Annotated in this window: 12 protein-coding genes; 9 read left to right on the forward strand and 3 right to left on the reverse strand. The window is 68.8% G+C overall.

The features are described from left to right. Nucleotides 1–119 precede the first annotated feature (119 nt). The 6 genes from mtrA to ACFU7D_RS24025 all read left to right on the forward strand — a co-directional run bounded on the left by mtrA (nucleotide 120) and on the right by ACFU7D_RS24025 (nucleotide 6,785). Nucleotides 120–827 carry an MtrAB system response regulator MtrA gene (mtrA, locus tag ACFU7D_RS24000; protein WP_378732573.1) on the forward strand — a complete coding sequence of 236 codons (708 nt, stop codon included), beginning with the start codon at nucleotides 120–122 and terminating at the stop codon, nucleotides 825–827. Continuing rightward, nucleotides 824–2,437, forward strand: a complete 1,614-nt coding sequence (gene mtrB, locus ACFU7D_RS24005; RefSeq protein WP_378732571.1) for an MtrAB system histidine kinase MtrB — start codon at nucleotides 824–826, stop codon at nucleotides 2,435–2,437. The genes mtrA and mtrB overlap by 4 nt, the downstream gene beginning before the upstream one ends. Then, nucleotides 2,434–4,152 (forward strand): LpqB family beta-propeller domain-containing protein, encoded by a 1,719-nt coding sequence (locus ACFU7D_RS24010; protein ID WP_378872008.1) that lies wholly within the window; start codon nucleotides 2,434–2,436, stop codon nucleotides 4,150–4,152. The genes mtrB and ACFU7D_RS24010 overlap by 4 nt, the downstream gene beginning before the upstream one ends. 73 nt (nucleotides 4,153–4,225) lie before the next feature. Next, entirely contained in the window at nucleotides 4,226–4,942 is a 717-nt protein-coding gene (locus ACFU7D_RS24015; RefSeq protein WP_378872010.1) for a ComF family protein, read from the forward strand. Between the two features lie 406 nt (nucleotides 4,943–5,348). Next, on the forward strand, nucleotides 5,349–5,990 hold the full coding sequence (gene hpf / locus ACFU7D_RS24020) for a ribosome hibernation-promoting factor, HPF/YfiA family (RefSeq protein ID WP_378732565.1): 642 nt from the start codon (nucleotides 5,349–5,351) through the stop codon (nucleotides 5,988–5,990). Between the two features lie 114 nt (nucleotides 5,991–6,104). Further along, nucleotides 6,105–6,785, forward strand: coding sequence for a response regulator transcription factor (locus ACFU7D_RS24025; RefSeq protein ID WP_176884338.1), 681 nt, complete (start codon nucleotides 6,105–6,107; stop codon nucleotides 6,783–6,785). Between the two features lie 12 nt (nucleotides 6,786–6,797). On the opposite strand, the gene ACFU7D_RS24030 is transcribed toward ACFU7D_RS24025, so the two are convergent. Continuing rightward, a complete protein-coding gene (locus tag ACFU7D_RS24030; protein WP_378872012.1) occupies nucleotides 6,798–7,646 on the reverse strand; it encodes an LLM class F420-dependent oxidoreductase in 849 nt (282 codons plus the stop codon). Between the two features lie 150 nt (nucleotides 7,647–7,796). Between ACFU7D_RS24030 and ACFU7D_RS24035 the strand changes: the two genes are divergently transcribed. Continuing rightward, complete coding sequence (locus tag ACFU7D_RS24035; RefSeq protein ID WP_378872014.1) at nucleotides 7,797–8,267, forward strand: hemerythrin domain-containing protein; 471 nt, start codon at nucleotides 7,797–7,799, stop codon at nucleotides 8,265–8,267. 14 nt (nucleotides 8,268–8,281) lie between these two features. On the opposite strand, the gene ACFU7D_RS24040 is transcribed toward ACFU7D_RS24035, so the two are convergent. Further along, a complete protein-coding gene (locus tag ACFU7D_RS24040) occupies nucleotides 8,282–9,019 on the reverse strand; it encodes a nucleotidyltransferase domain-containing protein (protein ID WP_378872016.1) in 738 nt (245 codons plus the stop codon). A gap of 81 nt (nucleotides 9,020–9,100) precedes the next feature. Here ACFU7D_RS24040 and ACFU7D_RS24045 point away from each other — a divergent pair, with 81 nt between their 5' ends. Together ACFU7D_RS24045 and secA are read left to right on the forward strand one after the other, a co-directional pair. Beyond that, nucleotides 9,101–10,312 carry a winged helix-turn-helix domain-containing protein gene (locus ACFU7D_RS24045; protein WP_378872018.1) on the forward strand — a complete coding sequence of 404 codons (1,212 nt, stop codon included), beginning with the start codon at nucleotides 9,101–9,103 and terminating at the stop codon, nucleotides 10,310–10,312. A gap of 66 nt (nucleotides 10,313–10,378) precedes the next feature. Beyond that, complete coding sequence (secA, locus tag ACFU7D_RS24050) at nucleotides 10,379–13,276, forward strand: preprotein translocase subunit SecA (RefSeq protein ID WP_378732554.1); 2,898 nt, start codon at nucleotides 10,379–10,381, stop codon at nucleotides 13,274–13,276. A gap of 63 nt (nucleotides 13,277–13,339) precedes the next feature. Here the strand turns inward: secA and ACFU7D_RS24055 are convergent, their stop codons facing one another. Beyond that, on the reverse strand, nucleotides 13,340–14,314 hold the full coding sequence (locus ACFU7D_RS24055) for a hypothetical protein (RefSeq protein ID WP_378872021.1): 975 nt from the start codon (nucleotides 14,312–14,314) through the stop codon (nucleotides 13,340–13,342). Nucleotides 14,315–14,364 lie beyond the last annotated feature (50 nt).

The raw sequence follows: 14,364 nt of genomic DNA on the forward strand, positions 1-14,364 counted from the left end.
GAGTCGGCTCGTCACGACGAGCCGACTCGGCAGGGAATCGGGTCAGAACGAGCCGACTCGCGCATTGTGGGGGTGGCTCATGTGACGCGTCGCACGGACTGGGTGACAGAATCTGTCACATGGCCGATCGCAGTTCACCCGACCAGCCCGCCAAGGGAAAGGTCCTCGTCGTCGATGATGATGCCTCGCTGAGCGAGATGCTTGCGATCGTGCTGAGACAAGAGGGGTTCGACTCACAGCTCGTCGCCCGTGGTGACCTGGCGCTGCCGGCGTTCCACGACTACAAGCCCGACGTGGTGCTGCTCGACCTGATGCTTCCCGGGATGGACGGCATCGAGGTGTGCAAGCAGATCCGCAAGGAGTCGGGTGTGCCGATCGTCATGCTGACCGCGAAGGGCGACACGGTGGACGTGGTGGTCGGGCTCGAGTCCGGCGCCGACGACTACGTGGTCAAGCCGTTCAAGCCCAAGGAGCTGATCGCGAGGATCCGGGCGCGGGTCCGCAGGCACGGCGACGCCGTGCCCGAGGTGCTGGAGATCGGCGACCTCACCATCGACGTGGCCGGCCACCAGGTCACCCGTGGCGATGAGCAGATCCAGCTCACACCGCTGGAGTTCGACCTGCTGGAGTGCCTGGCCCGCAAGCCCCACCAGGTCTTCTCGCGCGAGGTGCTGCTGGAGCAGGTGTGGGGCTACCGTCACGCCGCCGACACGCGCCTGGTCAACGTGCACGTCCAGCGTCTGCGTTCCAAGGTCGAGCACGACCCGGAGAACCCCGAGATCGTCGTCACCGTCCGTGGTGTCGGCTACAAGGCAGGGCCCGTGTGACACTCCAGCAGGTCGTCCGCACGACAGCCCGGACGCCCAAGAAGCTCCTGACCACCTGGCGCCGGTCGATCCAGACCCGCGTCGTGGTCTACACCGTGCTCCTCACCGCGGCCGCCGTCAGCCTGGTCGGGCTGATCCTGCTCGAGCAGATCGGCGACGAGCTGGTCCAGGACCGGGTCGCCGCGGCGAAGGCGGAGGCCTCCGAGGAGCTTTCCGCGGCCCGCTCGAGCATCGCGGAGACCTCGGGCGCCAACGGCGGCACGCCGCTGCAGCGCAACGACCTGGGCGACCCGATCATCCAGCGCAGCGTCTCGCGCGGCTACGGCGTCGTCATGGCCGGCCCGGTGACCTCGACCTCCGGCCGGATCAGCGACGACGGTGTCGAGTGGACACCCGGTCTGGACGTACGCAGCGTCCCGCGCGCCGTCGAGGACCGCTTCCAGACGATCCGTGCCGAGCCGGCGTGGACCTACACCCGGATCTCCTACGACGACGAGCGCTCCTCGATCCCCGGCATCGTGATCGGGTCGCAGCTGGAGCTGCACGACGACACGTACAACGTCTACTTCCTCTTCCCGATGGACCAGGAGCAGGAGACGCTCGGCGTCATCACCCGCGGGCTGCTGGCCGCCGGTGCGATCCTGATCCTGCTGATCGGCGTCGGCAGCTGGATCGTGACCCGCCACGTCGTCACGCCCATCCGGATCGCCCGCAGGACCGCCGAGCGGCTCGCCGCCGGCCGCCTCGAGGAGCGGATGGTCGTCCACGGCGAGGACGACCTCACCGGCCTGGCGCTCTCGTTCAACCAGATGGCCAGCGGGCTGCAGAACCAGATCCGGCAGCTCGAGCACCTCTCCCGGGTCCAACGACGGTTCAGCTCCGACGTCTCCCACGAGCTGCGCACGCCGCTCACCACCGTCCGGATGGCCAGCGACGTCCTCTACGAGGCCAGGGACACCTTCGACGCCTCGACGGCTCGGGCGGCCGAGCTGCTGCAGACCGAGCTGGACCGGTTCGAGACGCTCCTGAGCGACCTGCTCGAGATCAGTCGCTTCGACGCCGGTGCGGCCGTGCTCGACCTCTACGACACCGACCTGACCGCGCTGGCCTACGCCGTCGTCGAGGCCTACACGCCGCTCGCCGACAAGCGCGACATCGAGCTGAAGGTCGTCGCTCCGAGCCATCCGTGCATTGCCCAGGTCGACCATCGCCGGGTCGAGCGGATCGTACGCAACCTGGTGGCCAACGCCACCGACCATGCTCTGGTGGGGCAGACCGTCACCATCCGGATCGACAGCGACGAGCACGCGGCCGCGCTGACCGTGCGCGACCACGGCGTCGGGCTGGCCCCGGGAGAGACCGCTCTGGTCTTCAACCGGTTCTGGCGCGCCGACCCCGCCCGGGACCGTTCCAGCGGTGGCACCGGCCTGGGCCTGTCGATCTCTCTCGAGGACGCTCATCTCCACGGGGGCTGGCTGCAGGCGTGGGGCCGCCCGGACCAGGGCGCGCAGTTCCGGCTCACGCTTCCGCGCTATGCCGGTGCGGCGCTCAGGCACAGCCCGCTCCCACTTGTCCCGGCGGACGCGCGTGACACTCTGGAGGCATCGTGAGACCCGTCTTCGCCGTCTTCCTCGCCGCGCTCGCACTGCTCGTCGCGGCATGCTCGGGCGTGCCCGACTCCGGCCCCGTCCAGAGCGTCGACCTGGCCGCGCCGGACGCGCAGGAGGAGGTCATCCCCTACAACCCCGGCGCCCCGCGCGCGGGGGCGTCCCCGGGCGAGATCGTCGACGGTTTCCTCGACGCGATGAAGGCCACCCCGATGAGCACGGCCTACGCCCGTCGCTACCTCACCAAGGACGCGGCGATGAACTGGGCGCCGGCCGGCCGCACCCTGGTCTACGGCGAGCTCGGCAGCCACGTCAGCTCCTCACCGCGGGTCTCGGTGGAGCTCGAGGACGCCGGCTGGCTCGACGAGCGGGGCGTGTGGCGCGGCAAGCTCGCCGCCTCGCAGGCGATCCTCGACTTCGAGCTGACCCGCGCCGAGGGCGAGTGGCGGATCAGCTCGGCTCCCAACGCCCTGGTGGTGGAGGAGGCCTGGTTCCTGACCCACTTCGCGCGCAGCAACCTCTACTACGTCGAACCGACCGGGCACACCCTGGTGCCGGAGCCGATCTTCGCCCCCAAGGGCACCTCCTACGCCACCACCCTCGTCTCCAGCCTGCTGAGCGGGCCGGGGGAGGAGGCGCAGGGCGTGGTCCGCAGCGCGCTCCCGCCCAAGGCGGACGAGCCCCGCTCGGTGGACGTACGCGACGGGGTGGCCGAGGTCGACCTCGCCGGTGACCTGGACGAGCACAGCTCCGAGGAACGACAGCTCATGGGGGCCCAGCTGGCCTGGACCCTGCGGCAGGACGCCAGCGTCGAACGCATCCGGCTCACGATCGACGGCGAGCCGGTGGTGCTGCCGGGCTACGGAGAGACGTTCAGCGTCGACAGTGGCGGCGGCTACGACCCCAACGGCACCTCCGCGCGGGTCGACCTCTACGCGTTGCGTGGCGGAGCGCTGGTGACCAGCACCGGCGAGAACGGCGACCCGTGGGTGCCGGTGCTCGGCGCCTGGGCAAAGTCGCACGGCGTCACCGACGTCGCCGTCGATGCCGACGGCTCGACCGCCGCCGCGATCACCGCCGACCGCACCGGCGTCGTCGTCGGTGAGCTGACCAGCGACGGCAAGCTCACCAAGGCACCGGTGAAGGGCACCCGCCTGCTGAGGCCCTCCTGGGACCTCGCCGGCCGACTCTGGCTGGTCGACAAGGACTCGACCGGCGCCCGGGTCATGTACGTCGACGGCGACCGCCGCGTCCGCGTCGCCGTGCCCGGGGTGACGGGGGAGAACGTGACCCGGTTCCTGGTCTCCCGCGACGGCACCCGGTTCGTGGCGGTGATCGACGGCGAGTCCTCGGACCGGATCGTGGTCAGCCGCCTGCGGGCGAGCTCGAAGGGCGAGATCACGACCGCGACGTCGGCCGTCCTGCTGCCGCACCCGGACTCCGCGACGATGCGGGTCACCGACATCGCCTGGACCTCGCCGACCACCATCGTCGCGGTCCAGCAGATCAGCTCGACCGCGCTCTTCCAGTCCGTCTCGCTCGACGGCGCTCCCAGCGGCGAGCGCTACACCCTCAGCGACCGGGTCACCGGTGTGGTCGGCTCCCCGGTCGCCTCGGCCCGCCTCTATGCGGTCTCCAGCTGGACCCTCCTGGACCCCCTCGACAGGTTCGACCTGGAGCTGCCCTCCGACCTCGCCGACATCACCTACCAGGGCTGACTCTCCACACCTTTATCCACAGGTACGCAGCCCCTGGTTGCCCCGTCGCGGGCATCCTGGTCGACTCGGGCCCATGTCTCTTCGCATCGAGCTCGCCGACGCGTGGCACGACCTGGTCGTCGGCGGCCGTTGCGTCGGCTGCGGGCGGCCAGGCAGGCTGCTCTGCCACGACTGCCGCGCCGCCCTCCCCGACACGGCCCGGCCGAGCCCGCCGAGCCCGGCGCCACCAGGCATCGCTCCGGTCTTCGCGGCAGGGCCCTACGACGGCACCCTCAAGCAGCTCGTCATCGGTCTGAAGGAACACCAGCTCCTCGGCCTCCGCGGCCCTCTGGCCGGCCTGCTCGCACTCTCCGTCCTCGAGGCGATGGCGGCGACCGGCACCGGCCCGACGGTCCTCGTCCCGGTCCCGTCGCGCCCGGCCTCCGTGCGCGAGCGCGGCCTCGACAGCACCACGGCGATCACCCGCAGGGCAGCCGCGGTGCTGAGGCAGCACGGGCTCGACGTACGCCATCACCAGCTGCTCCGCACCAGACCGGGCGTCGCGGACCAGGCCGGGCTCGACTCCCGGCAGCGACAGGCCAACCTGGACGGTTCGATCACCTGTCCCGCGTCCGGCATCCGGACACTTGCCAGAAAGATCCCGCGGGCGACGCTCATCGTCTGCGACGACGTGATCACCACCGGCGCGACCGCCCGGGAGGCTCAACGAGCGCTGGAATCGGTCGGTCTCGGGGTGAGAGCGATCGCGACCGTAGCGGCCACCCAGCGTCGGTCTCGCGTTCAAATGTAGGAAACCGTCATGTAATTCTGTTGAAGGGCTTTCGTGGGGCAGATCGGCGAACTACCGTCACTACATGGAGTCCGCCTGGGTCCGTGGTTGCGTCGCAGAGAGGTCCGCGTTGCGGACATCCGAGCGGCAAGCCGATGCCAGTCGCAGGCGAAACGGTCCACGTAACCCTTCGCACCCAGATTTTGGGGCAAGGGGATCACGGTGCGGCTTAGAGATAAGTCCTGCCCTTGCCCTCCCGTCAGATGCGGGAACCAGCAAGGAGAAGGTGGAGTGGCACCAAGCTGCTAAGCCTCAGCAGGCGATTGTGGGGTCGAAGACCAGGTCGGCCGGGCGGACTCCGTACCCCGGAGGTCACATGCGCTGACCGTCCGGGATCCCGCCAACCCCGAAACACCGGGAGGTACCGATGGAAGTTGTCGTCACGGCCCGCAACGCAGAGGTCTCAGACCGCTATCGCGCTCACGTAGCCGAGAAGCTCGCGAAGCTCGAGAAGCACGACCACCGCATCATCAGGATCAACGTGGAGGTCGACAACGAGCCCAACCCGCGTCAGCACAAGGGCGCCGTACACGTCGAGCTCACCGCATACTCGAAGGGTCCGGTCATCCGGGCCGAGGCGTGTGCCGAGGACAAGATGGGGGCGCTGGACCTGGCTGTCGACAAGATGGCTTCCCAGATGCGCCGCGCCGCCGACCGCCGCAGAGTCCACCGCGGCCGTCGTACGCCGGTATCTGTCGGGCAGGCACTGGCGGGCATCAAGCCCGACGGCCTGGGCTCGACGACCGAGTCCGAGCAGCTCGAGGACGAGACCGTGCGGGAGCACCAGGTCGGTCCGATCACGGTGACGGGGGAGGGGCCCTTGGTGGTCCGGGAGAAGACGCACACCGCGGATCCGATGACGCTCGACCAGGCCCTCTACGAGATGGAGCTGGTCGGACACGACTTCTACCTCTACATCGACAAGGACTCGATGAGGCCGGCGGTCGTCTACCGCCGGAGGGGATACGACTACGGCGTGATCGCGCTCAACCGAACCGACCTCGTCTGACCGCCGTGACGAGCAACCGCTCGTAAGCACGTCGGCCGGGACTTATCCATCCCTCAGATGGATGAGTCCCGGCCATTCTCTTTGTCATCATCAGTTACGTGCCATGATGCATTCGTGTCATCTACATCTGGTGCCGATCGTGAGCCGGTCCGCGTCCTGGTTGTCGACGACCAGGAGCTCTTCCGAAGGGGCCTGGTCGCGCTGCTGGCGAGCGAGCCCGGCATCGAGGTCATCGGCGAGGCGACCAACGGCATCGAGGGCACCGAGCGCGCCGCGGCTTCCGCCCCGGACGTCGTGCTGCTCGACGTACGCATGCCCAAGCAGACCGGCCTGGAGGCCTGCGTCGCCATCAAGGAGGCCGTCCCCTCGGCCAACATCATCATGCTGACCGTCTCCGACGAGGAGGCCGACCTCTACGACGCGGTCAAGGCCGGCGCGATGGGCTACCTCCTCAAGGACTCCTCGATCGACCAGGTCGCCCAGGCGATCCGGGTGGTCGCCGACGGCCAGTCCTTGATCAGCCCCTCCATGGCGGTCAAGCTGATGGAGGAGTTCAAGCAGATGTCCCGGCCGGACCGCTCCTCGGTCCCCGGCCCCAAGCTCACCGACCGCGAGCTCGAGGTCCTCGGCCTGGTCGCCAAGGGCCTCAACAACCGCGAGATCGCCAAACGGCTGTTCATCTCGGAGAACACCGTCAAGAACCACGTACGCAACATCCTGGAGAAGCTCCAGGCCCACTCGCGCATGGAGGCGGTCATGTACGCCGTGCGCCAGAAGCTCCTCAACGTCGACTGAGCCCCGGCGCGCTCACGAGGCCGCCTCGCGCAACCGCGGCAGGGCAGCGGTGATCGTGTCGAGCGCGGACAGGTGGTCGCGACTGCGGGGGAGCACGAGGACGAACTCGGAGGCTCCGGCGGCGCGGTAGGCGGGGACCCGGGCCAGGAGCTCGTCGACCGGGCCACCGGCGGGCAGCTGCACCGTGCGCCGGATCTCGCTGGGGTCGCGGCCGACGTCGGCGCAGTGGGCGTCGAGGATCGAGCCGAGGCGGGCGTACTCCTCCGGCGTCTCGCCGGTGGCGTTCCAGGCATCCGCGTACTGCGCGACCATCCTCAACGTACGCCGCGGGCCGCTGCCGCCGATCCAGATCGGCGGATACGGCCGCTGGACGGGCTTGGGCTCGGCGACCGCGTCGGCCAGCGAGTAGTGAGCGCCGGAGAATGTCGTGGTGGGCGAGGTCCACAGGGAGCGGATGATCTGGAGCGCCTCTTCCAGCCGGTCGAAGCGGTCGCGAAAGGTGCCGAACTCCAAGCCGTACATGGTGTGCTCACGCTCGGCCCATCCCGCGCCGATCCCGAACTCCAGGCGCCCGCCGGAGAGGTGGTCGACCGTGGCGGCGAGCTTCGCGAGCATCCCGGGGTGGCGGTAGGTGTTGCCGGTGACCATGCAGCCGATGCGTACGTTCTCGGTGGCGACCGCCATCGCGGCCTGCATCGCCCACCCGTCGAAGATCGGCTGGGTCGGGTCGTCGCCGAGGCTCGCGATGTGGTCCATGACCCAGACGTGGTCGAAGCCGGCCTCGTCGGCGGTGCGCCACACCTGCAGGTAGTCCTCTATCGGTGCTGCCTGGCTGAGCTTGATCCCGAACCGTGTCGTCATGAGCAGCGACGCTATGCCGGAAGTGCGCGTCCCGGAAGTGGATTCGGTAGGGTCGGGGCAGCGTCGCGTGCCGGTGACAGACCGTGTCAGGCATGGAGGCGCCGGACACGAAGGAGCTCGACATGATGTTGTCGTCCCCTTCGCCCTCACGTGACTGAGGGCGAGAAGACCAGGCTGATCGCCTGGGCAGATGAGATGCGGCGGGTCCACGACCGGCTGCGCACGGCACTGCGAGTGACGCAGGAGGCCATCGCCGCGGGAGATCCCGCCGAGCCGGCGGCTCGTGACCTGCTGCTGTTCTGTCATGGGTTCTGTGCGGCCCTGACGGGTCACCACGAAGGCGAGGACCGCTCGCTGTTCCCGGCGATCGGTGCAGCTCACCCCGAGCTGCGTGACACGATCCGCTATCTCGAGCAGGACCACTCCATGATCGGCCATCTCCTCGGTGGCCTCCAGTCCGCCGTCGACCAGGCCGCCACCCCCGAGGATCTCGGGAAGCACCTCGAAGGCATCGCCGCGATCATGGAGTCCCACTTCCGCTACGAGGAGCGCAAGCTGCTCGGCGTGCTCGAGTCGCTCGCGCTGGATGCCGATGTCGGCGAGGTCTTCGGTCCGCTGTGAAAGAAATGCTTCTTTCACGGGCGGAGCGCCGCGACCGTTCGGCGGGCATCGTTCCACGCGATCCACGCCGTACGCAGCCGAGGGAGCGGCGCCGGGTCACCTCGGCGTCGCTCGCGGAGCCGGTCCCGTAGCCAGGCCGGCGCATCGGCATGCGCGATCGCCGCCGTCTTGGTGAGCAGCCTGCCGTGCTCGACCGCGTGCCGCCCACGGGCCATCGCGGTCAGGCCCAGCTCGGCGACCTCGGGCTCGAGGATCCACCAGGCCGGGTGCCTGACCGCCTTGGCCCAGTAGCCGCAGACCTCCTCACGTGAGGCTCTCCGGATGTCGTCCTCGGTGACCGGCGGGAACGCCGTCCGCACGTCCTCGCCGAACACCGTCAGGCCGTGGACGGCCAGCTCCGCGCGGGGGATCGTGGTCAGCGGTCGGTGCACCAGCCGTCCGTGCGTCCAGGTGGGGTGGGGCGCCTCGGGGTCGTCTCGTCGAGCGACGTCGACATAGGCACAGCCGAGGTCGTCGCCCGCAGCGACGCCGGCATCGAGCTCGCCGTGGATGGACGAGAGCGGCTGCGTGTCGGGCGGGCGGTCGGTGAGCGCGACCAGGTCCAGGTCGCTCACGCCCGGAACATGGTCGTTGGAGGCGAGCGATCCGGCGACGTACAGACCGGTCACCCAGGGAAGACTCGCGAGGCGGTCGGCCAGCGCGTCGACGGCCGGGTGGCCGGCCGGTCCCGAGCTCTCCGTGGAAGGTGCCATGGACTCAGGGTCTCGCACCGGGCACGGGTCGGAGCCGGTTCCGGACGATGCTTGTCCGGAACCGGCTCTAGAGTCGGACTCGTGCTCAGTTCTCAGACACTCAGCCGCTCCCAGGCCCGCCGGATCGCGCTGGCGGCGCAGGGGTTCGCGGACAAGCCCCACAGCACGCCCACGATGCGTACGTTCCAGCGCACCCTGGAGCGCACCGGAGTCCTCCAGGTCGACAGCGTCAACGTGCTGCAGCGCGCGCACTACATGCCGCTCTACAGCCGGATGGGGGCGTACGACACCGGGCTCCTGCATCGCGCCAGCAAGGGCCACCGGGACCGCAGGATGGTCGAGTACTGGGCCCACGTGCAGGCGTTCATGCCGGTCGAGCTGTGGCCGCACATGCAGTGGCGGATGGACGACTACCGCGCCACCAAGGGGTCGAAGTGGTGGGGGAGCGTGCCGGACGGGATGAAGGAGAAGGTGCTGGCGCTGGTGGCCGAGCAGGGCGCGGTGACGGCCCGCGAGGCGGCAAGACACCTCGACGACGCCGGCCCGCAGACCAAGGATCACTGGGGCTGGAACTGGTCCGACTCGCGCAAGACCCTCGACATCCTCTACATGTTCGGCGAGCTGGCCATCTCGCACCGCAACGACCAGTTCGAGGTCGCCTACGACCTGCCCGAGCGTGTCATCCCGAGGGTCCACCTCGACGCGCCGACGCCGTCGAGGGACGAGGCCCACCTCGAGCTCGTACGCCGCGCGGCCCGGTCCCACGGGGTCGGCACCGCCAAGGACATCGCCGACTACTTCCGGATGCGTGTGGACGACACGACCCGCGCGCTGGGCCGGCTCATCGACGCCGGGGAGGTGGAGCCGGTCGCGGTCGAGGGCATCCGCAAGCAGGCGTACCTCTTCTCCGGGGCCCGCCTACCGAGGCGCATCGCGGCCCGCGCGCTGCTCAGCCCGTTCGACCCGCTGGTGTGGGAGCGGGAGCGCACCGAGGCGCTCTTCGACTTCTTCTACCGGATCGAGATCTACACGCCGGCGCCCAAGCGGATCCACGGCTACTACGTGCTGCCGTTCCTCCTCGGCGAGCACATCGTCGGCCGGGTCGACCTGAAGGCCGACCGGAAGAGCGGAACCCTGCAGGTCAAGGGTGCCTTTGCTGAGCCAGGCGCCCCCGTGGAGACGGCCATCGAGCTGGCCGCCGAGCTCGAACGGCTCGCCGGCTGGCTCGGTCTGAGCGCCGTCGAGGTCGATCCCAAGGGCGACCTGGCACCTCTGCTGGCGCCGTTGGTGTGAGTGGGTGACCGGGAGGTGGGTAGAGTGAGCGTGCTATCTGTCTGCCGCTAGTAGGAGCCCGCCACCGTGGCAATTCTCGACAAGATCCTTCGCCTCGGCGAAGGCAAGATCCTTCGCGAGCTCGAGGCCATCTCGAAGGCCGTCAACGCGATCGAGGACGAGTTCGTCGCGATGAGCGATGACGAGCTGCGGGGGATGACCGACGAGTTCAAGCAACGCCTGGAGAACGGCGAGGACCTCGACGACATCATGGCCGAGGCGTTCGCCACGGTCCGCGAGGTCACCAAGCGCGTCCTGGGCCAGCGTCACTACGACGTCCAGATCCAGGGCGGTGCCGCGCTCCACCTCGGCAACATCGCCGAGATGAAGACCGGTGAGGGCAAGACCCAGACCGCGGTGCTCCCGGCCTACCTCAACGCCCTGGCTGGCAAGGGCGTCCACGTCGTCACGGTCAACGACTACCTGGCGAAGTTCCAGGCCGAGATGATGGGCCGCATCTTCGGCTTCCTCGGCCTCACCGTCGGCGTGATCCTGCCGCAGATGACCCCGGCTCAGCGCCGCGAGGCCTACAACTGCGACATCACCTACGGCACCAACAACGAGCTCGGCTTCGACTACCTGCGCGACAACATGGCCTCCTCCATGGCCGACCTGGTCCAGCGCAGCCACTTCTTCGCGATCGTCGACGAGGTCGACTCGATCCTCATCGACGAGGCCCGCACCCCGCTGATCATCTCGGGTCCGACCGAGGACGACGTGAAGTGGTACGACGAGTTCGCCACGATCGCCAAGACGCTGACCAAGGATGTCGACTACGAGGTCGACGAGAAGAAGCGCACCATCGCGGTGCTCGAGCGGGGCATCACCGTCGTCGAGGACCACCTCGGCATCGAGAACCTCTACGAGGCGGTCAACACCCCGCTGATCTCGTTCATGAACAACTCGATCAAGGCCAAGGAGCTCTTCCGCCGCGACAAGGAGTACGTCGTCGCCAACGACGAGGTCCTGATCGTCGACGAGCACACCGGCCGCATGCTCGCCGGTCGCCGCTACAACGACGGTCTGCACCAGGCGATCGAGGCCAAGGAGGGTGTGAAGGTCCGCGAGGAGTATCAGACCCTGGCGAGCATCACCCTGCAGAACTACTTCCGCCTCTACGAGAAGCTCTCCGGCATGACCGGTACGGCGATGACCGAGGAGTCGGAGTTCGACAAGATCTACAAGCTCGGCGTGGTCCCGATCCCGACCAACAAGCCGATGATCCGCAAGGACCAGCCCGACCTCGTCTACCGCACCGAGGAGGCGAAGTACGAGGCCGTCGCCGACGACCTGGTCGAGCGCCACAAGAAGGGCCAGCCGGTGCTGGTCGGCACCGTCTCGGTCGAGAAGTCCGAATACCTCGGCAACATCCTCAAGAAGCGCGGCGTCCCGCACACCGTCCTCAACGCGAAGTACCACGCCGACGAGGCCAAGATCGTCGCGCTGGCCGGTCACAGGGGTGCCGTCACGGTCGCCACCAACATGGCCGGCCGAGGCACCGACATCATGCTCGGTGGCTCCGTCGACTTCCTCGCCGACCAGGAGCTGCGCAAGCAGGGCCTGGAGCCCGCGGGCGAGACCGCGGAGGCGTACGAGCAGGCCTGGGCGCCGACCGTCGAGCGGATCAAGGCGCAGGTCGCCGCCGAGCACGAGGAGGTCACCGAGCTGGGTGGTCTCTACGTCCTCGGCACCGAGCGCCACGAGTCCCGCCGCATCGACAACCAGCTGCGTGGTCGTTCCGGCCGTCAGGGTGACCCGGGCGAGTCCCGCTTCTACCTGTCGCTGGAGGACGACCTGATGCGCCTGTTCAAGGGCGAGTGGGTCGACCGCATCCTGACCACCCTGAAGATCCCCGACGACGTGCCGATCGAGGCCAAGTCGGTGACCAAGTCGATCGCCAACGCGCAGACCCAGGTCGAGGGCCAGAACTTCGAGTCCCGCAAGAACGTCCTCAAGTACGACGACGTCATGGACCGTCAGCGCAAGGTGATCTACGCCGAGCGCCGCGAGGTGCTCGAGGGCGCCGACCTCGAGGAGCAGATCCGCACCTTCATCGACGACGTCGTCACCGGCGTCGTCACCGGCGCGACCCAGGAGTACGCCGAGGAGTGGGACCTCGACCAGCTGTGGACCGACCTCAAGCAGATGTGGCCGGTCTCGGTCGAGCCCGAGAAGCTGATCGCGGAGGCCGGTGGCAGCAAGGACGACCTCGACCGCAACGAGCTGATCGAGATCCTCAAGAAGGACGCCCAGGAGGCGTACGACAACCGTGAGGAGGAGATCGGCGAGGAGGGCATGCGCGAGGTCGAGCGCCAGGTCGTCCTCTCCGTGCTGGACCGCAAGTGGCGCGAGCACCTCTACGAGATGGACTACCTGCGCGAGGGCATCGGGCTGCGGGCGTACTCGCAGCGTGACCCGCTGGTGGAATACCAGCGCGAGGGCTACGACATGTTCACCGCGATGATGGACGGCATCAAGGAGGCCGCGGTCGGCTACCTGTTCAACCTGGAGGTCCAGGTCGAGCAGGCAGAACCGGAGGTCCACTACCACCCCGACGGCACCCGTCACGCCGGTCCGATGCACGAGGGTGCACTCGCCGAGCCGCCGGTCGGCGTCGGTCAGGCCGGTGGGCTCCAGGACATCTCCGCCGCGCTGAAGGCCGAGGCGGCCAAGGCGTCGGCCAGTGCTCCGCAGATCACCGCGAAGGGCCTGCAGAAGCCTGCCGCCCCCAAGCACCTGGCCTTCTCCGGCCCGGACGAGCAGGGTCAGGCCGAGGCGCAGGGCAACACCGTCAGCAACGCCGACGATCCCTACGCCAAGGTCGGCCGCAACGAGCTGTGCCCCTGCGGCTCGGGCAAGAAGTTCAAGCAGTGCCACGGCCGCCCCGGCGGCCCGACCGGCCTCACCACCCGCGTCAACGGCTGAGGCCCCTCAGCGCAGAACCCGTGGAGCGTTATACGTACCTGGTACGTACAGCGCTCCACGGGTTCATTTCCTTGTCGCCATGCACCCATCCCTGCAGGGTGACACCGCACCTGTCCAACCGTTGCGAGTCAGGATCCTGCCGATCCGAGCGGCCGTACGACACGGGGTGTCGAACACCTGGTGCCACCGCAACCGCGCGGTGACCGATCCGAGCCTGGCCAGGTCGTCCAGGTCCCGGTCTGCGTCACGGGCCTGGTCGCGCCACGACTCGTGACCCAGCGCACCGTCGAGCTCGACCACCAGCCGGTGGTCCGGATATTCGACGTCGCGGAACTGGTTGCCGTTCGGACCGGTCCGTGGAGCCTGCCGACGCCCGGCGGGCAGCCCGTGCGGCCTCTCGACCCTGGTGAGGTAGCCGTGCTCGAGGACCGAATGAGTGCCGGCTTCGAGATCGTCGATCATGGCGGCGACGAGGGATCTGCGACGCAGGGATGGGTAGCGGCCCAGTGCGGCGCGGAGCGAGTCCGCGGTGACGTACCTCCTGCTCGCGACCTGCGCCAAGGCTGCGATCGCGTCGATCTCGCTGCGTGCCCGGTCGGCGATCATCAGCGCGTTGTCCTCGACCGTGAGCCTCGGTGGCGTGCCGCCGTAGGTGCGCGGCGCCAGCGCGGCCAGGCGGTGTATCACCAGTCCTTCCTGCGATATGACCCGGCGCGACTTGTCGATGGCAACATGGATCGGGGCGCCGAGGTCCTGACCCTTCGGCTGCTCGAGGCTGGTCCAGCACAGGAACGCGGGTTCGGCGTAGAGCACGGCTGCCCATGCTCGTTGTGTCCAGGTGAGCGGTCCGGTGTGGTCGACGTAGACCCGTGGATACACCCGCCGCAACTCGTTGCGCCGCACCCGGCGCTCGATGTCGATACGGGTGACCCCACCCGCCACGAGCTGGGCGTACGTCGCGATCCCATCCTGCATCCGTAGCTGGGAGGCGAGCAGCCCGGCGGCGTGAACGCGCGCCCGCTCTGCGTCAGCGTTCACGAGGTGCCCGCGACCTGTGGTGCGCCATACGCGCCGAGCACGTATGGCGC

Origin of the sequence: Nocardioides sp. NPDC057577 (assembly GCF_042801335.1) — a bacterium.
Taxonomy (GTDB): domain Bacteria; phylum Actinomycetota; class Actinomycetes; order Propionibacteriales; family Nocardioidaceae; genus Nocardioides.

Excerpts from the sequence above, each read along its gene's own strand:
- mtrA (WP_378732573.1), top strand. The coding sequence starts at position 120 with ATGGCCGATCGCAGTTCACCCGACCAGCCCGCCAAGGGAAAGGTCCTC.
- ACFU7D_RS24015 (WP_378872010.1), top strand. The coding sequence starts at position 4,226 with ATGTCTCTTCGCATCGAGCTCGCCGACGCGTGGCACGACCTGGTCGTC.
- hpf (WP_378732565.1), top strand. The coding sequence starts at position 5,349 with ATGGAAGTTGTCGTCACGGCCCGCAACGCAGAGGTCTCAGACCGCTAT.
- ACFU7D_RS24030 (WP_378872012.1), bottom strand. The coding sequence starts at position 7,646 with ATGACGACACGGTTCGGGATCAAGCTCAGCCAGGCAGCACCGATAGAG.
- ACFU7D_RS24040 (WP_378872016.1), bottom strand. The coding sequence starts at position 9,019 with ATGGCACCTTCCACGGAGAGCTCGGGACCGGCCGGCCACCCGGCCGTC.